Below are 20,885 nucleotides of genomic sequence, written 5' to 3' on the forward strand. Positions count from 1 at the left end.
TGTCCCACATTCCGCTGCCATTCATAAAAATCGGCTTCCGGCATATATATTCCCATTGATGTATTTTCGGATATGGAAAGGAGCTTAATCTATGGATTCCACTGAACAGGATTCAGCCGGAACAATGAAAATACCCCAGCCGATAAGAAGCGACGGCGCAGGCAATATCGACCGCGGGCCGCGCGATATTATGCGGGACCGCGAGAATCCGGATATGTTCGTTCCTCCCCCCACGGACAACGGACTGATTCCGAATCTGAAGTTTTCCTTCTCCGATGCCCATATGCAGCTGAACTGCGGCGGCTGGTCACGGGAAGTTACGGTAAGGGAGCTGCCTGTCGCCACGACTCTGGCAGCGGTCAATATGAGCCTTACGCCCGGCGGAGTACGGGAGCTGCACTGGCATCAGCAGGCGGAATGGTCTTATATGCTGATCGGGAGCGCGCGGATCACCTCCGTGGATCAGAACGGCCGCAACTTCATTGCCGACATCGGCCCCGGAGATCTATGGTATTTCCCTCCAGGTATTCCGCATTCCATTCAAGGGCTTGCCGAAGGCTGCGAATTCCTGCTCGTTTTTGATGACGGCAGCTTCTCCGATTTAAATACACTGTCGATCTCCGATTGGTTCGCGCATACGCCCAAGGAAGTCCTGACGGCGAATTTCGGCGTGCCCGCTGCCGCCTTTGACTGCATACCGAACGATCAGGTCTACATCTATCAGGATGAAGTGCCTGGTACAATACAGAGTCAAAAGGTGCAATCGCCTTATGGGGATATTCCGCTGAGCTTTAAACATCAATTATTGGCCCAGCCCCCGCTGAAGACCCCGGGAGGAAGTGTAAGAATCGTCGACTCCTCCAATTTCCCGATCTCCCGGACCATTGCCGCAGCACTGGTGGAGATTGAACCCGGGGCCATGCGGGAACTGCACTGGCACCCGAATAATGATGAGTGGCAATATTATCTTGCCGGGCAAGGACGGATGACCGTCTTCGGGGGAAACGGCGCAGCCCGTACCTTCAATTATAGAGCCGGAGACGTCGGTTATGTCCCTTTTGCTTATGGACATTATATCCAGAATACCGGCACAGACAGTCTCTGGTTTCTGGAAATGTTCAAAAGCGACCGCTTCGCCGACGTCTCCCTGAACCAGTGGATGGCCCTGACTCCCCATCAGCTGGTAGGCAGCAATCTGAATGCCGGGCCGGCGCTGCTGAATGCGCTGCGTAAGGTGAAATGGCCTGTGGTGGAATATCCGGGCTACGGATTCCCGAAACGCGAGGAGTAACAACAAATAAGGAACGGCTAGGACAATGCTGTCCAGGCCGTTCCTTATTATGCAGATTGATGATTTTATTTGGCTAATCCTTGTTTGGTCAGAATATAACCTGTTCCTTGAGCAGTCATCCCCACGGCATAGCCGCCACTGAACGATGAGGATTCTCCCGTATAGATAAGCTTGGTCAGCAGTTCGCCCTTGGTGTTGATGTAACCATATTTGTCTTTGGAATTGTCGGCCGGATTGCTGATGCCAACTAAAGCTATGCCTTCTTTGAACGAAAAAGCTCTATTGTATTTCTGGTAGCCGATGACCAGCTTGCCTTGTTTATTGATGAAGCCAACTTTACCTGCAGAATTGTATACGCTGGCTAGGCCTTCACTGAAATCACCGGTATTCTCATATTGAAAAGGAAGGCTGAGCTTGCCCTGCTTGTTAATAAATCCCCATTTGCCCTTTGCATTCTTCACGGACGCCAGTCCTTCTGAGAAGTCGCTTCCCTCTTTGTACTTAAACGGAATCACTGTTTTCCCTGCCGTATTGATATATCCGTACAGCCCCGCATTGTTCTTTACAAGAGCCAACCCTTGGGAGTATCCTCTCGCTTCAGTGTATTGATAGGGAATAACCAGTTTGCCGGAAGTATTGATAAATCCGATCTTCCCGCCCTTTGGCGCGTAAGCTAATGCCAGTCCGTCCGAAAAATAAAATTCCGAGCTATATTTCTCCGTTAGTGTAGTAACCACCTTGCCTGCCCGGTCAATAAGGGCTTCGCCCGCACCCTCTGCCAGCACCACATGGGCTACACCACCTGACAGATTTCCGGCGGATGCATATTGGCAGGGAATGGCTAAAACTCCCTTAGTGTTAATATAGCCATACCGTCCGGTTGCCGAATCCTTCACAACAGCCCGCTGCTCAGCAAAGTCTGTTACAGGCACTATCCCCTCCGGGAGGACAAAAGCCTGTTTGCCGGTCCGGTCATAATAAACAAGATCTCCATCGGCCTGCACTGAAAGCAACAGCCCATGATGAAACTCTGCATCACTGTTTGGCTTGGCGGTATCAAAGTCAAACGACGTTTGGGAGACATCAATCTGTGCCGGAGAAGGAGCTGCCCATCCGGTTCCCGCAATTGCGGTAGTAAGACTCAAAGTCAATAATGCCATTCCGATTCTTTTGAACATGTCTGAAAGCCTCCACTTCCTTATTTTACCTAATATATAGACGTGTTGATTATGGAAAAAGTTTCGTTGACTGTTGCGAAGCTTCTGTTGCTTTCAATGTTTATTAGCCAAAGTTACTGTATGAATTATTTATTTTGTGAAGTACTAACAGCGTGTAGGAGCTCATATTCTGATAACGGGGAGCGAAGCAGCATCTTGGAGAGGAGATGCCGGTCCGAAGAGCCATTCTTTCACAGGAATGGAGGTCGGACTCATGAGTACAGATCAGCTCATTGCACTGCTCGTTCTTGTCATTATGATCGTACAGCTCGCCGTCAAGAAGGGGAAATTCTAAAGAAATGCACTCCTGAATCCGCTTGCTGCCCGGGGTATTACTGGGGCAGCAGGCTTTTTTTCTGATAACAATCTGCCGGACACCGGACAAGCTTCTCGGCAACACTATATTTTCACTTACTAAAGTTGAGAAACATTAAAAAGTATAGTAATATAAAAAGACGAAGGAGGCGGATTTAAATGGCCCAAATGGATAATAGTATGGAGATAGGAATTAGCACCTTTTTGGAAACTACGCCCGACCCGGTGACCGGCAAGGTGATGAGCCATGCGGAAAGACTGCGCGAAGCAGTCGAAGAAATTGTTCTCGCCGATCAGGTCGGCCTTGATGTATATGGGATAGGTGAGCATCACCGTGCAGATTACGCAGGCAGCTCTCCCGCAGTTGTACTCGCGGCAGCTGCGGCTATGACGAAGCAGATCAGATTGACCAGTGCTGTTACCGTTCTGTCTTCAGATGATCCGGTTCGCGTCTATCAGGCCTTTTCTACCCTGGATGGCATTTCGAACGGAAGAGCGGAGATTATGGCAGGCCGGGGGTCGTTTATTGAATCCTTCCCCTTGTTCGGCTACAGCCTGGAGGATTATGACGAATTATTTGAAGAGAATCTGGAACTGCTGCTGGCAATCCGCGCATCAGAGAAGGTAACCTGGCGCGGCGGCCATCGTCCTGCTATCGATAATCTTGCAGTATACCCCCGCTCCGTTCAGGACCCGCTGCCGGTCTGGATCGCCACCGGGGGGAATCCGGAGTCGGCGATCCGCGCAGGGACGCTGGGGCTTCCGGTCGCTTTCGCCATCATTGGCGGAATGCCGGAGCGGTTTGCTCCGCTAGTGAAGCTTTACAAAGATGCCGCCGCACGCGCCGGACATGATCCTAGCAAGCTGCAGATTGCCACACATTCACACGGCTTTGTCGGGGAAACCACCGAGCAGGCCGCAGCCTTGTTCTATCCTTCCACCCAGGCGCAAATGAACGTCATTGGCCGTGAACGGGGCTGGAGCCAGCCGTACAACCGCGCAGCTTATGATGATGCCCGCAGCCTGCGTGGAGCTCTATATGTCGGTGACTCCGAATATGTCGCCGAGAAGATTATTTTGCTGCATAAGAATCTGGGCGTTACACGTTTCTTCCTTCACGTCAATGTCGGCACCATGCCGCACCGTGAGGTCATGCGCGCCATCGAGCTGCTCGGCACCAAGGTTGCGCCAATCGTGCGCAAGGAGCTTGCCCGCGGCTAAGTCAATCCTAATAAGTTCCCATACAAAAGGGATGTCCGGCAAGCCAGGAAATACGTGGCCGCCCAGACATCCCTTTTTTCAAGATATACTCCAAAAACTACTCAAGTGCTGTTTCCGTATCTTCATTCACTTTATGGCAAGAACTGCGCGCCCACCACGTTTCTGTAGAATAAGGACGAAAGCCGATATTGTAATAAAACTGCTGGGAGGAACCAACGAACGCTTGCTTTGCCCCCAATTGCCCGCAGCGTCTAACCCCTTCCAGAACCGCCGCCTTGCCCAGCCCCATCATCCGGTATGCCGGATCAGTTGCTACAGGCTCTACCAATGCGTAATCGCTCCCGGGAAGATACCACATGCCGCAGTAAGCGACAAACTCATCATTCGGAGCCGCCACTGCAATTTTTAAGTTTAAGTTCACATGCGGCCCGGATAGCTCGACTCTCCTGCTCTGCAGGGAATCAGGTGTTTCAGGAGCATCCCCCTCATGATTGAAGCCGCGCCATAACACTCTGTTGTATTTGTTCAGATCCATTTCATCTGCAAGGCTGACGATGCAGTATCCCTCCGGCAAGGTATATTGCGTGAAGGCTTCCTCAATCGAAATTACCGCATTGCGCTCACATCCCTGCGTCGGTTTAAAATCCAGCCCCGCAGCAATCTCCTGACAATCACTGTCGGAATCACGGATCAACACACTGATGTTTCCGTCTTTGCCCAGCTTTTCTATGGAGTACAGCAGCATTTCCTCTTTCAGAAACGTATACCCCGGATCAACAACAAACCATACATTCCCGACCGTCTGTTCATATGTAGCCAGAGCAACGATCTCCCCATCGTCCTCCCAGATCCCAATGTTGTGCAGATTGGAAAGGTCCAGCAGGGATAAAGAAAACATCCACTCCCAGCGTCCCCATAAGAATCCCTCGTTGATGACCTTCGGATGATTCAGCCGGATTAGAAACTCATGCACACGATGAAACTCCGGAGTGAATCCGGCTATCCCGGTGTAAGCCTTAAATGAAATCGTCATGCTCTCAGCCTCCATTGAACCGTTGTTACGCTTATTGTAGGAGAGAACAAAACTTTATGATATGCCGAGAATGGGTATAAGAATCCATCCTTATCAGCCGCCTACGGAATCAATCTACAATCTGCAAACAGTGATTTGTATAGGGGTGTCCTTAAATTCTTTCATTATGATCTCTTTTACTTTTTCCCATTGCAATTTATCCAGGCCACAGCCAATTTCAGGCAAGCTTGAATCTTTTCCGAAACTGTACAGCAATTCCAGCCCCATCTTAGCATCCGCTGAAATACAATGGGCCAGACAGTATTCTTCCGGCATTGAAAACAAGTCTTTCTTTATCTCCTGAAATTCCATCGGCATTCACTCCGTGCAAGGATATAGTCAAATCTATCAATTTTCAAAATCCGTGTTATTTACTTTATTGTACTCTTCCAATAGCTCCTTGTACTTCCCTTCCTGCCGGCTTAACATCCACTCGAACAATGTTCGGACCGCTTCAAAAATATACGGCTTAATCTTATTGTTCCCCGGGAATTTCCGAGATAAAATCCTTAGTTCCAGCCGAAAAAGATTTGGAAGCACTAAAAATCACATTACCCGCTTCGTCAAACGTACCGTATTTCACTTCCTCCATTTTCCACAGATCCATGAAATAATTGACCTTCCCGCTGCAATCAGGACGGGTTCCCCACTCCTCTCCATTGATGACTTTGTAGTAGGTGGAGATACCTCTGCATTCATAAATAAAGCTGTTGCTTTTCCCATATTGAAAATAATAAGTTCCGCCCGCTCCGCCTTCTTGATTCGGGATTAGTTCATCCTGCAGCGTAATACGCGGCAAATCAAGCGCTGCATTTCTGGACTTGACCAGCTCAGCACAGACCGAATCCTTCAACAACTCTTGACTCGTCTTTTGAACACTCCCGCCACCTGTAAAGGTGGGGGATTCTTGGGTCATTGCTTCCCTTGAAGCAAAATGTATCGATTTTCTCAAATGTGAAAAGTCGTACACCAAGCGATTCCTGTGGTTCCCACAGTTCTTTGCAAGACAGTTAAACCGCCATCATTATGATATTCTGTGCGGCATTTTCATCACGATCATGAGTCGTATCACAACCTGGACAGACCCATTGCCGCACTGAAAGATTTTTCACTTCGGGGTTGATGAAGCCACATACAGAACAGGTTTGGCTGGTGGGGGCAAAGGCATCCGCGATCTTAACCGTGCGGCCGTACCATTTCGCCTTGTAGGAGATTTGGCGTTCGAACTCACTCCAGGACGCATCGGCGATAGACTTTGCCAGTTTGTGATTTTTGAGCATATTCGCCACACGAAGGTTTTCTATACTGATCGTTTGGTTTTCACGAATCAGTTTGATTGTGAGCTGATGCAGAAAATCATGGCGGCAATTGGCGATCTTCTCATGAATGGAAGCAACCTTTTGCTTGGCTTTATACCAGTTAGAGCCGCCTTTGGTACGGCGAGCCATACGGCGTTGCCAATAGGCTAACTTCTTCTCGAAATGGCGATACCACTTGGGATTTTGAACCCGAAATCCATCGGAGCAGACGGCAAACTCTTTAAGGCCAAGGTCAACCCCAATCTCTTTGCTGGCTTGAGGCAGGGGCTTAACGTCAACTGCACAGACGATGGATACGAAATATTTGCCTGACGCATTACGGCGAACGGTTGCAGACAGAATGCGTCCCTCTAAGGCTCTGGAATTGGCAAAGGGCATCCATCCCAGCTTGGGAAGTTTGAGTTGACGTTCTTCCACAGCAATGTTGCCGTTCGTATACTTCGTTGTGTAGCTTTGAACAGGATGTTTACGGCTTTTGAAACGTGGAGCTTGATTCTGTTTTTTGAAGAACCGATCAAAACTATCTGCCACGTTACGAACCGATGATTGCAAAGCAATACTATCCACGGTTTTCAACCATTCGAACTGTTGTTTGAGTGCAGGAAGTTGTGTGGCACAACGATTGTAGGATAAGCCTTTGCCCTTCGCCTTATAGGTATCATTCCATAAGCCTAAAAAATGATTGAACACAAAACGGCAACACCCGAACATCTGATGAATGAGTTGCTGTTGTTCATTTGTAGGAAAGATACGATACTTATAGGCTTTATGAATGAGCATGCCAACACAACCTCTTTCGACGAAGTATATAGGGATATTATAGCACATACGTTCGTTTTCTTTGCAAAAAAACACCGATTCATCCCCAACCTATATAGGGTGGGGATGAATCGGCTTTCTTTGATAAATAACTACAGTTTTTGTTGGCGCATCCCATACCACATTTGCCTTAATCCCTTCCCCAATCCACCGAAAAGGAACATACAATGGGCTGGTTCGCTGCAAGGTTGGCTATTGGAACGACAGCCGCCCGCCAAATTGGCGGATATGGTTTGCGTCGGCCCACAAAATAAAATAATTGTAGAACGTTCCCCCGATTTGGACTGGGCGGGGGTATCTTACGATGAGGGCAGCCTGTTTGTTCATCTCCGCGGGTTGATCCGCTGACGGAAAAATGAAGCAGGCCTCCTGCTTTTGTATCGTCGTCATGACAATCTGGGGAGAAGTTCCGTAAGGCCTCAACGGATGAAAGGCTTCGGAGCTGCATACCTCGGCAATCTGGTTGCCTGCTGAAATGGCGGATACCTGAAAAAAACCGCCGGGCCCTTCGTACCTCACTTCGCTGACCGGGCGCCAGTCCGAGGGATACGGAAAGGACACCCGGTACACGGAGTTTGTGTAGATGCTTTTCGGCACCCTGATACGAGGAGACCATTGCAGGGCGGTAATATGACTACCGCTGAGGACATTCACCGGCATCGCCGCTCGGATATCGACAATCCAGAGTTGAGTTGCTCTTCCTGCATCAGTGCATCCCGATAAATAGGCGATTCTGCTGCCTTCCGGTGACCAGCTGACAGGAGTGGCGAAACAGTCCGAAGCCGCTATAGTCTTCTGCTGCTGACCGGTACGGCTGTCCATTTGGATGAGAGAATAATAATTCGGTGCCTTATAATCGCTTGCGCTATAAGCGATGGTTCGCGAGTCCGGAGACCATGCTGGAAAATAGTTTTTGGCGAGCGGCCCCCCTTCCAGCGTGTAGATGGTGCCGGTGGCCAGATCTACCGTGGAAATGATTGAGATGCTGCTGCCGGGAAACGTATAAAGCGCGAAGGCTCCGTCCGGGGAAAGCCGAACATCATGCAGCGGCCCCTCCGTATTCTGCGTGATTTGTCTCTTGTCTGTACCATCTGGCCGGATGCGGTAAAGCTGGGTGTTGCCGGTGGAATCCGGAGCAGCAAACAAAAGCTCCGTGCCCGAAGGGAACCATTGGACATCACTGGCGCCCGGCTCCATGATGGTATTGCTGTTATGTGAGAATGTATCATAGATGACGATTCGCCCGTTTTTGACATACGCCAGAAACTTGCTGTCGGGGGACCAGCCCAGCAGCGAGTAGGGTTCGATTTGATCGATCCGGGCAACCCTAAACGTGACGGTATCTATTAGGTAGACCACGTTGCCAACGCCAATGAAAGCGACTCTCCTGCTGTCAGGAGACCAATAAGGAACGGAAAACTCTGTACCCAGTCCCTTGGTAAGTTGAAAATTAAAACCGTCCTGCGGTCGGTACAGCCAAATGTCGAACGTTCCGGCGCGTTCTGACGTGTAGGCAATCCACCCTTGAACAAAATCATGAGGAACAGCTTGCACGGCCAACATCCTCTCCTGAATCATCTTATCGTTCAAATGTATTCAGTGGAGGGCGATTAGGCTACAGTCCCGGACCGGCGGTTTATTTATAGCTCAGACCTCCGCCTTCATTGAACTCCTCTCTTCCAGAAAAAAACACAACCGGCCTTGGTCCATGAATTCAGGACAAAGGCCGGTTTACGGCTTTAATAAGCCTAACGTGCTATTTCTCTTCCGTTCCCACGCTTGAAATGAAAAACTCATATTCAAGACTTTGCTCTGCAGGAATGGTGTATTCCTTATATACTGGCGCGCCCCAGCTATCGTCTCCGCCTACGCCCATTTGTCTTCCTGCTACTGTCACTACGGTGTAATGAACCGCCGGAAGCTCAAACGCATGGCTGGCATGCTCCAGCTCGAACGCGGTATACGGCGACAAATTACATTCCACAGGAGCGGTTGCAGGGGCCGAGATTTGCAGGCCCACTCCCGATTTATCGGTAATCTTCACGCGGCGTACACCGGTGCGGTTACCAGATTCCTGCGGAACAAGGTAGCGGGACGGCAGCTCCTGTACGCTCCGGCTGAACACGCCAAGTCTGGCACCGTACGCACGGTCGATATAATTCTCTTCTGGTCCCATCGCATACCATTCCGTCTGGTCGTAGTCTGCCGGCATTTTGAAGGACAATGCCAGGATCGGCAGATCCGGAAGCCCCGCAGCGCCGTTGTAGCGGGTATGCACCCGTACCTTTCCGTCGCCGTAGACCGTATAGGCGGTTTGAACCGACAGCCCGGAATGGATGCTGAACCGGTAATCAAAGCTCACTGTGACTGCACCTTCCTCCTGTGCAAGGCTCACCTCTACACATTTACGCGACAGACTTGCAGCATACCAGCATCCGGCATTGTAGCCGAGATTGGTTCCTTTATCGTTGTCGGTCGCCGCCCGCCAGAACAGCGGAGCCGGAGGAGCCGCAATCATTTCGCGGCCGTGGATGTTCAAGGACACCAGAGAACCAACCTGTTTAGAGAACAGCACGGTGAAGCCCTCGCCGAGGACGCCGATCTGTACATCCCCTTCCACAACCTTCAGTTGGCCGGCTGGCTGCTCCGCTTCAGCTTCCTCTTGCACTACGAAGATGGACTCTCCAAAGGCAATTTCATATCCGGCCTCAGCCCAGAGCTCCGCATCCTTCAGCAGCAATGAGGCCTGAATGCTGTATTCGCCCGGGTTCCCGTCTGCTTGCGGCAGCTCGAACGGCACCAGCACTTCGCTTTGCGGTGCGGCATTGACGTCAGTTGTCCAAGCGCCGAGCAGCTCTCCTTCACGATACAGCCGGTATTCCAATGCCAAATGTCCGGTTCCTGCAAACAAGCTTTCATTAATGAGCCGAATGCCTGTTTTACCAGGCTCCAGCTTGTAGTTCTGGTACAGGAATTTAACCTCCTGCATTTTCGGCGTCCACTGCCGGTCGGCGTAGACAATGCCATTGCCACAGAAGCTGTAATCCGTCGGACGGTCCTGGAAATCGCCGCCGTAAGCAAAATACTCGCGGCCGTAGCGATCCTTAGTAATAATCGACTGATCGATATAATCCCAAATGAAGCCACCCTGGTACATCGGGTACTTATTCTCCAGCTCCGTGTACTTATGCATGCCACCCACCGAATTGCCCATCGCATGCATGTATTCGCAGCTGAGATAAGGCTTGTCCGGATTGCTGTTCAAATACTCTTCGATATCCGCCGGTTTGGCATACATCCGGCTCTCCATATCGCTCGTGGCATTGTAATTACGGTCATAGAACACACCTTCATAATGGACAAGACGGCTATTATCGCGGCTGCGGAACCAATTCGCCACATCCAGAATGACCTGACCCGCATACGACTCGTTGCCGCAGGACCAGATTAGAATGGATGGATGATTCTTATCCCGTTCCAGCATAGACTCTGCCCGGTCCAGCACGATATCGCGCCAATTCGGATCGTTGCCGGGAATGTTCCACGAAGGCTCAACAGCCCCCATCTTTTGCCACGAGCCATGGGTTTCCAGATTCATTTCGTCGATGACGTAAATGCCGTATTCATCGCACAGCTCATACCATAGTGTTTGGTTGGGATAATGCGACGTACGTACGGCGTTAATGTTGCTGCGCTTCAGCGTACGGATATCCCACAGCATGTCCTCACGGGTAATCGTCCGGCCGGTGCGGCAGTTGAATTCATGCCGGTTGACGCCTTTGAATACAATCCGCTTGCCGTTAATGCACATCAGCTTGTTCTTCAGCTCGAACCGGCGGAACCCCGCCTTCTGGACAATCGCTTCAATGAGCTTCCCCTGTGCATCGAGCAGCGAAATGCAGAGTGAATACAGATACGGATTCTCTGCACTCCACGTCAGAACATCCGCAATGTCTCCAGACAAGGTCAGTTCACGTCCGCTGAACCCGCCCTCCGCACTCAGACGGACCTGTCCTGCTTTATCCTTGAGCTCAATTCTTGCGCTAACGTTCTCCTGCGGAGTATCCAGCAGCTGCATTTGAACACTCAGGCTTCCTTGCGTATAAGTATCGTCAAGCTCCGCCCGCACCGCGAGATCCCGGATATGCTGCTTCGGAACAGTATACAAATAGACGTCGCGGAAAATACCCGAGAACCGCCAGAAATCCTGATCCTCCAGCCAGCCTCCGGTACTGCGCTGGTATACCTCGACGGCCAGCTTGTTTTTGCCTGTACGCACATACGGGGTCAGATCAAATTCCGACGGTGTAAAGCTATCCTCAGCATAACCGACAAATTCCCCGTTAAGCCAGACATAAAAAGCCGACTCCACCCCTTGGAAGGAGATATAGAGCGGTCCGTCCTCCAGGTTCGCCGGGAGACGGAATTCCTTCACATAGCTGCCGACCGGGTTATGCTCCTGCGGGATATGCGGCGGGCGGACATCACTTAGTCCATCCCACGGATACATCGTATTAACATATTGTGGCCGGCCGAAGCCCTGCAGCTGAATATGTCCGGGAACCTGGATGTTGTCCCATGCGGAGCAATTATAGGATTCCGCAAAAAATGACTCTACACGGCTGGCCGGATTCGGCGCATAGCTAAATTTCCAGCTGCCGTTCAGGCTATAGCGCATATCCATCGGCGCACCCGCCTCTGCCTTAGCCATGTCTGAATAATAACGGTGGTCCGAATGGGCCTCCAGCCGGTTCACCTTGAATACACCGGGGTCCTCCAGCCAGCTCAAACTTGGGGTAACTGCCAATTTCATTTCCTCCTTTAGAACATGAACATAAGAATGTTAGCTGCTTCATTCTTATGTTCAGCTTATTAGTCATTGTTATTTCACGGAACCAACCATACCGGCAACGAACTGCTTCTGCATCAGGAAGAAGACAAGTGCCGTCGGAAGCGTAGAGATGACAACCGCGGCCATAATCACGCCGAAATCCGGCGAATAACTGGAACCCAGATTGGAGATCAGCAGCGGTATTGTCCGTTTCTCCGGGGTCTGCAGCACAATCAGCGGCCAGAGGTAATTATTCCAGCTGGACATGAACGTAATAATGGCGGCAGCCGAATAAGTTGTCTTCATGGTCGGGACATAAATTCGGAAGAACAACCCCAGCTCCGACAATCCGTCCATCCGGCCGGCTTCCAGAAGTTCCCGCGGGAACATCTTGGAGCTCTGACGGAAAAAGAAGATCAGAAACGCCGTTGTGAAGGTCGGAAGAATGACCGCAGCCATCGTGTTGACTCCAATGAGCGGAGCTGTAGCGGACAGCTTTGAGAACATTTGATAGAGCGGTACCATCAACGCGGCGAAAGGAATCATCATGGATAATAATAACAAATTGAAGACGATATCCTTTGCTTTGCTGCGATAAATTTCAAATCCGTATCCGGCCAGTGATGAGATCAGCAAGGCCAGAATCGTTGTCGTCACAGAGATTTTGAGCGTGTTCCACAGAGCAGGCACAAGATTGATTGAATCCGTCAGGTTCTTGATATTCTCGATCAAATGACTTCCTGGAAGCATTCTTCCCTGAGTTACATCTACCGAAAGGTTTGTCGCGCTAATAATCATCCACAAAAACGGGAAGATCGAAACGATCGCTACAATGGACAGAAACACATAAATAGGTGCGCGGCGTAAGGTTCTCATTACTTATCATCACCTGCCAATTTGATTTGAAGGAAGGACAGTACAATAATCATGACAACGATGGAATAAGACACAGTAGCTGCGTATCCAAAGTCAGGGGTGTACTTGAACGAAAGGTTATAAATATATTGTGAAATGGAGAGCGTCGCGTTGCCGGGACCTCCCTTAGTAATATTCATGATTTCATCGAACAATTGCAGCGTCCCGATAGTCGAGGTGATCGACGTAAAGAGAATAATCGGCTTAAGCAGCGGTGCGGTGATCGAGAAAAATTGTCTGACCCCCGAGGCGCCGTCAATCCGCGCGGCTTCATAAATGGAGTTGTCGATGTTCTGCAGCGACGAGAGGAAGAAGATCATGTTGTATCCTGTCCACCGCCAAGTAATTGCGATAATAATCGTGACCTTTGCCCAGAAGGGATCGGAGATCCACTGAATCGGTTCGGATAACAAATGCATGTTCATTAAAGCCAGATTCACCAGTCCGTCATTACCAAACAGATATTTGAATACGACGGAGTATGCCACAAGCGAGGTTACGCAAGGCAGGAAAATAGCGGTACGGAAAAACCCTTTGAAGCGCAGCTTGCTGTCATTAAGGAGCACCGAAATAATCATCGCAAAAGTGATCATGAGCGGTACTTGCACAATCAGGAACAGAAAGGTATTCTTTACGGCGGTAAAGAAGGTTTTGTCGCTGAGCAGCCGTTTATAGTTGCTTAATCCGTCAAAATGAAGATTGGCTCCTGCGCCCGTTTTGAAGGAGAGCAGCAAAGCCTGAATCATCGGATAAAAGTAGAACAAACAAATCATGAGGACGGCCACAGCAATAAATAACCAGCCGGTAAGCTTAGCGCGGTTGCGCATGGTATGGTTCACAGCTCTCAATCCTTTCTCTATACAGGCGTGAATCGAAAAATGGATAAGCCGCCGTCCCCCCGCCAAGGCTCAAATCGGCCGGTACGGGGGGACAGCGGAGCAATCAGGTCCTACAAGGGGTTACTGGATTTGAGACTCCGCTTGGGACTGAGCATCGCCGAGCGCTTTATTTATATCCGTACCGTTCAGGTAATTCTGCATTTCAACCTTGAGGATATCCTCGATAGCATAGGTGTGCATGCCGTAGTTAACATTCGGAATTTCCGCAGTCCATTTTGCGAAGTCGGAAATGACCTTTTGTCCGCCAAAGTAGTTGTCTGCGGCAGTGTAAGCTTCGCCTTCAGCAGCCGGTTTATAGGTTCCGATAACGCCAACGTCGGTCACAAGCTTCTGGTACAGGTCAGTGTCGGAGCCGAGTGTTGCGCCCAGGAATTCAATTGCCGCTTCTTTGCCGTCGTTGTTAAGTACATACCAGGAGCTGCCGCCCAGGTTGGAGGCATGCACGGAGCCTGTCGCATTTTTCAATTTAGGGAATGGTACAACCGCCCATTTGCCGGACTGGTCAGCTGCCGATTTCACCGATGGTGTAATCCAGTTGCCTGTTGGAACGGATGCAACGGCACCGCTGTTGAAGCCGGCGAGGAACGAGCTCCAGTCGGAGTTAACCTTAACGATATCCGCAGACATCAGCTCTTTATAGCTTTCGAACGCTTCCTTCAGTACAGCATTGTCCTTCAGGTCAGGTGTTGTACCATCGCTCTTCAGATACCAGGAGCCGGCGGATTGGATCATCATCCGGATCAGCCCCAGATCGTTCGGGTCCTGGGTCAGCATATCTTTGCCAGTTTTAGCTTTTACCGCTTTGCCGATCTCAATGTACTTCTGCCAGTCGATATCCTGCAGATCGTCAACTGTGTAGCCCGCTTCCTGCAAATAGTCTGTGCGGACATACAGGCCTACAACCCCGGAGTCGAAAGGAACGCCATATTGCTTGCCGTTAAAGCTGGTTGGTCCGATCTTATAGTCGGCGAAATCAGCGGGTTTAATAGCATCACCGAGCTCCTGAAATGAGTCTGGATACGTTTGCAAAAAGCTTTGAGCACGGTAATCTTCAATCAGAACGATATTCGGCAGACCCGATGCGCTTCCCGAGTTGAGGCCGGTGTTCAGCTTCTGAATAATATCATCCTGGGCATATTCGATAACGTTGATTTTAGCATCCGCATGGTCTTTCACATACGCATCCTTCGCCAGATTCATTGCGGCGATATTAAAGTTTTTGTCCCATGCCCAAACCGTGATCTCCTTGGAGGTGCCTGTAGCTTCCCCATTGTTGGTATTTGCCTGGTTATTGGCGTTACTGGAGCAGGCTGTCAGCAGCATAAAGCCGGCGAGCAGAAGAGCAGTAGCTTTTTTCTTCATGATGTATATCCCCCTAACGTATATTTGAAAGTGCTTTCTTTATCAAGAATATCATCCTGGTCCTTCATTTCGTTAGAAATTAATTTAGTTAAAATAGTGATAATATTGTCTTTGTATCCGCTTCCACGGAGAGTGAATTAGCATTTATTTTCTCCTTTCGCACTTTTTTTAGGTAAATCCCCGTCCAACAAACATCGCACATACAAAAAACCGGCGCCGTTTATAAGGCGCCGGTTCATGGCGTGGCTTGGATAGTATGCTGCAAAAACACCGGTTCAATCCGTAGTCAGCAGGGAATTTTGATAGAAACCTTCGTCCCCTGCCCCGGTGTGCTGGAGATGGATACGCCGTAAGGCTCACCGTACAGCAATGTCAGGCGGTCATGAACGTTGCGGATGCCGATGCCGCTGAACAGCTGCCTGCTGACGGACGAGGCGGGAATCGAATCTTTGTTGTCCAGATCCATCCCATCTCCCGTATCAACCACCTCGCAGTGCAGCGTATCCCTGTCCTTCATTATGGTGACATAGATATAGCCGGAGGTTTTGATATTGAACGCGTGAAAGAAGGCATTTTCGATAAAAGGCTGAAGAACCAGCTTGGGCACTTTAGCAGACATGCAGTCCGGTGAAACGAAGTAATCCACCTTAATGCGGTTGCCGTTGCGAACCTGATTAATATATACATAATGCTTCAGGTTAATAAGCTCCTCTTCCACTGTAATCGTCTCGTTCACATTGCTGATGGTGTTCTGGAGCAGGGAAATCAGCGCATGAATCGTCTCGGTCGCCTGTTCCTTGCTTCCTCTCTGCACCAGAATATTGACTGACGCCAGCGTGTTGTATAGAAAATGGGGATTGATCTGCTGTTGAAGTGCGGCCAATTCCGCCTTCCGCTGCTCCTTTTGGGTCTCCACAAGCTGACCCACATAATCGTTCAGCTCTTTAAGCATATAGTTGTATGCGGTGCTGAGCTGCCTTGTCTCATAAGTGCCGGTGACCGACATGTAGTTATGGAAACTTTTTTTGGTCACATTGGACATTTTTTTGACCAGGGTGCGCAGAGACTGCGTCAGCCTCTTCGTCAGAAAATAGATGACGAGTACGGCTACGGCGGCGATTGCTGCAACGATCAGAAAAATCGCCTTTTTGTCCAGCAGCGTGCCGATTGTCTGTTTCTTATCAATCAGATTCACAATATATAGATTGTACGAAGGCAAATAGTCCGCCAGCACGATGACCTCCCGCCCGCCGATGGAGAGCTCCTGACTGGACAGGCCCACCTCAGCGATCTGCTGCGCGCTTTCCAGCAGGTCGGGAGACATGCTGCCGATTTGCTCCGTCCGATTACTGGACACGATCTGGCCCGATTTATCCAGAAACATTACATCGTTTCCCTGACTCGTAAAGCTGGCGTAGTTCTTGCGGAAATCACTTTCACGGGTGAACATATACAACGTGCCGTACGGCTTGGATAGACCCGGGGCGGTCAACGCCTTGGCGGCGACCAGATAACGGCTTTGTGAATTGAACGGGCTGGCGTCCATAAAGCTGTAGAAGAGCTGCCCATTGCGTTCCTGAGCGGCCTTTGTAATGGGATTGTTCTTCAACTCTTCTGAGGAGCCCGACCAGTAGGTAACATCGCTGGTGTAGCTTCTTCCGTTCACACCCAGAATGGAGAGGCCGATATTGGTCCCTCCGATACCGGACTGAATGCGGTCCATTTGATCCCGCATACTGTAATACCGCTTGAAGTTCGCCAGTGAATTGATATCCTTCTCCGTCATGAAGCTTCTGATCACGCCGCTCTGCCCGACTTCAATAGCGCTGTTGACGGTTGCATAATGGGAGTTCTCCAGCGCACTTTTGATCTGGTCGATAATCTTGGAATTGGTGATGCTGAAGGTTTGCACGAACAGCTTTTGGGACATTTGTACGGTCACTCCGGTAATCAGGACGGTAACCAGAATGATGCTGATGACCATGACGGCGAATATTTTACTGAACAGGCTTTGATCCTTGAGCTTTGTGAGCCATTTCTCCGTTAGTCCCATTTCGGGCTCCTTCCCGCTGCATTAGCCTTTCCGGTATTGACTGGGCGAGATTCCCATCAGCTTGCGGAATACTCTGGTGAAATAGCTGTGGTCTGAGTAGCCCACAAGACTGCTGATTTCGGAAATGGATAGACCGGCATTTTCTTTCAGCAGCAGACACGCCTTTTCAATCCGCACCCGGTTTAAATATTCGTTGAAGCCCTCTTTGTTATGTAGCGCAAAATAATTAGACAGATAGGACGGGTTGAAATGAAACTGCCTTGCCACTTCGGTCAGCGTAAGCTGGCGTGAATAATGCTCGTCGATATATAGTAAAATTTTTTGAATGGCTGGTACTCCGCCGCGGTTCTTGGTTACACATTCCGTCGCAGCTTGCAAAAACTGCTCAAGCCGTATCTCCGTTTCACCGATATGCCGTGCCTCATGAATGGAGCGGAAGAACTCATATTTGCTTTCGTCCAAGGCGCGGGCCTCGTAATGGAAATGCAGCAGCATTCCGATGATCTGAAACATACTGTGGCATAAAAACGATTTGAACTCGAACATCCCTGTATCTCTCCGGCCAGACATGGACGCAACATATGCGCTCAAGCGGCCGAAAGCCAAATCGAACTCCTGCCGGTTCAGCTCTGCGCCGAAGGCATCCTGATCGAAAGCGGGACCCTGCCCCCCCTCCTCGCCGTTATCTACCAGTAAACAGTGATCCGGGAGAAAGAAGCGGCGGTCCAGCAGCTTCATCAGATCATCCGTATAGATCGTATGCAGTTCACTCAGCTCAGTGAAAGCCCGGCTGACCGCGAGATTCAGGAACATATTTGCACGAATGCCCGCGGTGAATACCTGATCTGCAAGACGGACGAGCGCCTCATACCCAGCCTCCTCCAGATTAAACAACAGGCGGACATGCCCCTCCAGCGGAGACAGCCGGCGGAAGGTTACCCTGCTGCCGCTGCTTTGCAGCAGAGAACGAATACTGTTCTCCAGCCACTCCTCTTTGCGGCTATTCGCAGCGGGTTCGTCGCCCGTATCAGCAATTAGCAGCACGAAGCCCGGAAAGGGGAACATCACCCGCAGCGCTTCCTCGTCGTACTCCACTGGAAAGCCGGAAAGCAGTTTGTCCAGAATATAGTCCGCGGATTGCCGCTTGTCGCTTCTCCAGTCCACATGCTGAAGCAGCGGAATCCGCTGCGCGGTCTTTTTCAGAACGGCAAGCAGGGAAGCGGCCTCCAGTCTGGGCTTCAGGATATAGTCGGCAACCCCGCTTTGGAAGGTCGAACGCACATATTCGAACTCACTGAAGCTGCTAAGCACGATCACCTCAATTTCCGGATACACCCCCTTGACGAGCCGGATCAGCTCTTCCCCGTCCATCACAGGCATAACGATATCGGTCAGGATGATATGCGGACGCTGTAATTCAATTAATTCAAAAGCCTCTCTTCCGTTGGAGGCCTCGCCCGCAATCTGAAACCCTTCCCCTTCCCAGTCCAGCAGATGGATTATCCCCTGCCGTACCAGCATTTCATCGTCCACCACCAATATTTTGCAGAACGTTGTGTCCATGGCTTCTCCTTTTTGGGAACAAAAATACACTAAAAAACAAAATGAAACCCGCTTGATTAAGGGGTTCCATCTCACCGAAACAAACTTATCTATCAGAAATGAAACAGCTTTCATAATCTGATTTACATTATAGGTATACGCCCGGAGACTGTCAATTGAGAGGGAGGAGGGCGATTAGGCTATAGTACCCGGCCGACAGTTTATTTATAGATCAGACCTCCGCCTTCCTTAAACTCTTCTGCTTTGTACCGCATCCCAGCGGTAATCATCTCTTGCTCCGGTTCTTCTTGTCCATCCTGCAACCTCGCCGTATCGCGGATACCATGAGAAATGCGCATACTGCAGAACTTGGGTCCACACATAGAGCAGAAATGAGCCGTTTTGGCCCCTTCCGCCGGAAGAGTCTCATCATGATATTCCAGCGCCCGTTCCGGGTCGAGCGACAAATGGAACTGGTCCCGCCAACGGAACTCGAAGCGCGCTTTGGAGAGTGCGTTATCCCGATCCTGCGCCCCCTTGTGTCCTTTGGCCAAGTCGGCTGCATGGGCGGCAATTTTATAGGTGATGACGCCTTCCCGCACATCATTTTTGTTAGGCAATCCTAAATGCTCCTTCGGGGTAACATAACACAACATCGCCGTGCCGAACCAGCCGATCATCGCCGCTCCAATAGCCGAGGTGATATGATCATAGCCGGGTGCAATATCCGTAGTCAGCGGACCCAGTGTGTAAAAAGGAGCGCCATGGCAGAGCTCAAGCTGTTTATCCATATTCTCTTTGATCAGATGCATCGGTACATGGCCCGGGCCTTCCACCATCACCTGAACATCATGCTTCCAGGCAAGCGAGGTTAATTCCCCCAACGTCTCCAGCTCGGCAAACTGGGCTTCATCATTAGCATCGGCAATGGAGCCTGGCCGCAGCCCGTCACCTAAAGAGAACGCAACATCATAAGCCTTCATGATTTCACAAATATCCTCGAAATGTGTATAGAGAAAGTTCTCCTGATGATGGGCCAGGCACCAGGCCGCCATAATCGAACCCCCTCTGGAGACGATACCCGTCATTCTTTTGGCCGTTAATGGGATGTAACGCAGCAGTACCCCGGCGTGAATGGTGAAATAATCCACTCCTTGCTCCGCCTGCTCGATCAGAGTGTCCCGGTATACCTCCCAAGTTAAATCCTCGGCCTTGCCGTTTACTTTTTCCAAAGCCTGATAGATAGGCACTGTCCCGATAGGTACCGGAGAGTTGCGGATAATCCATTCACGGGTGGTGTGAATATTTTTGCCTGTCGACAGATCCATAATATTATCCGCTCCCCAGCGGGTAGCCCATCTCATCTTCTCTACTTCTTCATCAATGGAAGAGGACACCGCCGAATTCCCGATATTGGCATTGATCTTCACCAGGAAATTCCGCCCGATAATCATCGGTTCACTCTCAGGATGGTTAATATTCGCTGGAATGATCGCACGGCCGCTGGCTACTTCCTCTCTAACAAACTCAGGGGTTACATTTTCCCGGATTGCGATAAATTCCATCTCCGACGTAATCAGGCCTCTGCGCGCATAATGCAGCTGGCTGACATTGCCGCCTTCTCTGGCTCTCAAGGGCCGACGCTGCAATCCCGGAAACACCTCTGCCGCCGACTTCTCCGTGAGATTCCCGTTATCCTCCGGCTTGACCGTTCTTCCTTCGTAAGATTCGGCATCTCCCCGCTCCGCGATCCACTGAAGCCTGTGAGGCGTTAACCCCTTGCGGATATCGCTATAGGCTTCATCATTAGTATAAGGCCCGCTTGTATCATAGACATGGACAGGAGCATTCTCCGCTTCTCCGGCCGTACCCGAGGTTCGGCTTAATGTAATCTCGCGCATTGGAACTTGAATATCAGGCCGTGAGCCCTCCACATACACCTTGTGACTTCCCGGAAAAGCACACAGATCGACCTCATGTTTCTTCTCTTGATTCGGCATCTTGTTTCCTCCTTAAGGTTTAAATAAAT

Annotated in this window: 16 protein-coding genes; 2 read left to right on the plus strand and 14 right to left on the minus strand. The window is 50.4% G+C overall.

Translation table 11 applies throughout. From position 1 onward, the window contains the following. Nucleotides 1–91 precede the first annotated feature (91 nt). Nucleotides 92–1,291 carry an oxalate decarboxylase family bicupin gene (locus tag MHI45_RS14395; protein WP_340896436.1) on the plus strand — a complete coding sequence of 400 codons (1,200 nt, stop codon included), beginning with the start codon at nucleotides 92–94 and terminating at the stop codon, nucleotides 1,289–1,291. A 65-nt stretch (nucleotides 1,292–1,356) separates the two neighbouring features. Here the strand turns inward: MHI45_RS14395 and MHI45_RS14400 are convergent, their stop codons facing one another. Continuing rightward, complete coding sequence (locus MHI45_RS14400; RefSeq protein WP_076114047.1) at nucleotides 1,357–2,469, minus strand: WG repeat-containing protein; 1,113 nt, start codon at nucleotides 2,467–2,469, stop codon at nucleotides 1,357–1,359. A 513-nt stretch (nucleotides 2,470–2,982) separates the two neighbouring features. On the opposite strand from MHI45_RS14400, the gene MHI45_RS14405 reads away from it, so the two are divergent. After that, the gene (locus MHI45_RS14405) at nucleotides 2,983–4,044 is read left to right on the plus strand and encodes an LLM class flavin-dependent oxidoreductase (protein ID WP_038596754.1); all 1,062 of its coding nucleotides are present in this window, start codon (nucleotides 2,983–2,985) and stop codon (nucleotides 4,042–4,044) included. Nucleotides 4,045–4,141: 97 nt separating this feature from the next. On the opposite strand, the gene MHI45_RS14410 is transcribed toward MHI45_RS14405, so the two are convergent. The 13 genes from MHI45_RS14410 to thiC all read right to left on the minus strand — a co-directional run bounded on the left by MHI45_RS14410 (nucleotide 4,142) and on the right by thiC (nucleotide 20,856). Further along, a complete protein-coding gene (locus MHI45_RS14410) occupies nucleotides 4,142–5,077 on the minus strand; it encodes a GNAT family N-acetyltransferase (protein ID WP_076114049.1) in 936 nt (311 codons plus the stop codon). Between the two features lie 114 nt (nucleotides 5,078–5,191). Then, on the minus strand, nucleotides 5,192–5,428 hold the full coding sequence (locus MHI45_RS14415; RefSeq protein ID WP_076114050.1) for a hypothetical protein: 237 nt from the start codon (nucleotides 5,426–5,428) through the stop codon (nucleotides 5,192–5,194). A 163-nt stretch (nucleotides 5,429–5,591) separates the two neighbouring features. After that, nucleotides 5,592–6,032, minus strand: coding sequence for a hypothetical protein (locus tag MHI45_RS14420; protein ID WP_340896434.1), 441 nt, complete (start codon nucleotides 6,030–6,032; stop codon nucleotides 5,592–5,594). Nucleotides 6,033–6,126: 94 nt separating this feature from the next. Further along, a complete protein-coding gene (gene tnpB, locus MHI45_RS14425; RefSeq protein ID WP_340896433.1) occupies nucleotides 6,127–7,215 on the minus strand; it encodes an IS200/IS605 family element RNA-guided endonuclease TnpB in 1,089 nt (362 codons plus the stop codon). 90 nt (nucleotides 7,216–7,305) lie between these two features. Continuing rightward, the gene (locus MHI45_RS35180) at nucleotides 7,306–7,440 is read right to left on the minus strand and encodes a stalk domain-containing protein (protein ID WP_083675918.1); all 135 of its coding nucleotides are present in this window, start codon (nucleotides 7,438–7,440) and stop codon (nucleotides 7,306–7,308) included. Between the two features lie 6 nt (nucleotides 7,441–7,446). Beyond that, nucleotides 7,447–8,817 (minus strand): hypothetical protein, encoded by a 1,371-nt coding sequence (locus tag MHI45_RS14430; protein ID WP_341119166.1) that lies wholly within the window; start codon nucleotides 8,815–8,817, stop codon nucleotides 7,447–7,449. A 193-nt stretch (nucleotides 8,818–9,010) separates the two neighbouring features. Beyond that, nucleotides 9,011–12,067 (minus strand): glycoside hydrolase family 2 TIM barrel-domain containing protein, encoded by a 3,057-nt coding sequence (locus tag MHI45_RS14435; RefSeq protein WP_340896430.1) that lies wholly within the window; start codon nucleotides 12,065–12,067, stop codon nucleotides 9,011–9,013. A 69-nt stretch (nucleotides 12,068–12,136) separates the two neighbouring features. Continuing rightward, nucleotides 12,137–12,961 carry a carbohydrate ABC transporter permease gene (locus MHI45_RS14440; protein ID WP_076113989.1) on the minus strand — a complete coding sequence of 275 codons (825 nt, stop codon included), beginning with the start codon at nucleotides 12,959–12,961 and terminating at the stop codon, nucleotides 12,137–12,139. Further along, nucleotides 12,961–13,827, minus strand: coding sequence for a carbohydrate ABC transporter permease (locus tag MHI45_RS14445; protein ID WP_076114021.1), 867 nt, complete (start codon nucleotides 13,825–13,827; stop codon nucleotides 12,961–12,963). Before MHI45_RS14445 ends, MHI45_RS14440 begins: the two co-directional genes overlap by 1 nt. 132 nt (nucleotides 13,828–13,959) lie before the next feature. Beyond that, complete coding sequence (locus MHI45_RS14450) at nucleotides 13,960–15,261, minus strand: ABC transporter substrate-binding protein (protein WP_340896429.1); 1,302 nt, start codon at nucleotides 15,259–15,261, stop codon at nucleotides 13,960–13,962. A gap of 286 nt (nucleotides 15,262–15,547) precedes the next feature. Continuing rightward, nucleotides 15,548–17,314, minus strand: a complete 1,767-nt coding sequence (locus tag MHI45_RS14455; protein ID WP_076113991.1) for a sensor histidine kinase — start codon at nucleotides 17,312–17,314, stop codon at nucleotides 15,548–15,550. Nucleotides 17,315–17,335: 21 nt separating this feature from the next. Beyond that, the gene (locus MHI45_RS14460; protein ID WP_340896428.1) at nucleotides 17,336–18,877 is read right to left on the minus strand and encodes a response regulator transcription factor; all 1,542 of its coding nucleotides are present in this window, start codon (nucleotides 18,875–18,877) and stop codon (nucleotides 17,336–17,338) included. A 200-nt stretch (nucleotides 18,878–19,077) separates the two neighbouring features. Next, nucleotides 19,078–20,856: a phosphomethylpyrimidine synthase ThiC gene (thiC, locus tag MHI45_RS14465; protein WP_340896426.1), complete on the minus strand. Its 1,779-nt coding sequence runs from the start codon at nucleotides 20,854–20,856 to the stop codon at nucleotides 19,078–19,080. Between the last annotated feature and the right edge of the window lie 29 nt (nucleotides 20,857–20,885).

The sequence above is a fragment of the Paenibacillus sp. FSL H3-0321 genome, from assembly GCF_038002865.1.
Taxonomy (GTDB): Bacteria; Bacillota; Bacilli; order Paenibacillales; family Paenibacillaceae; genus Paenibacillus_AQ.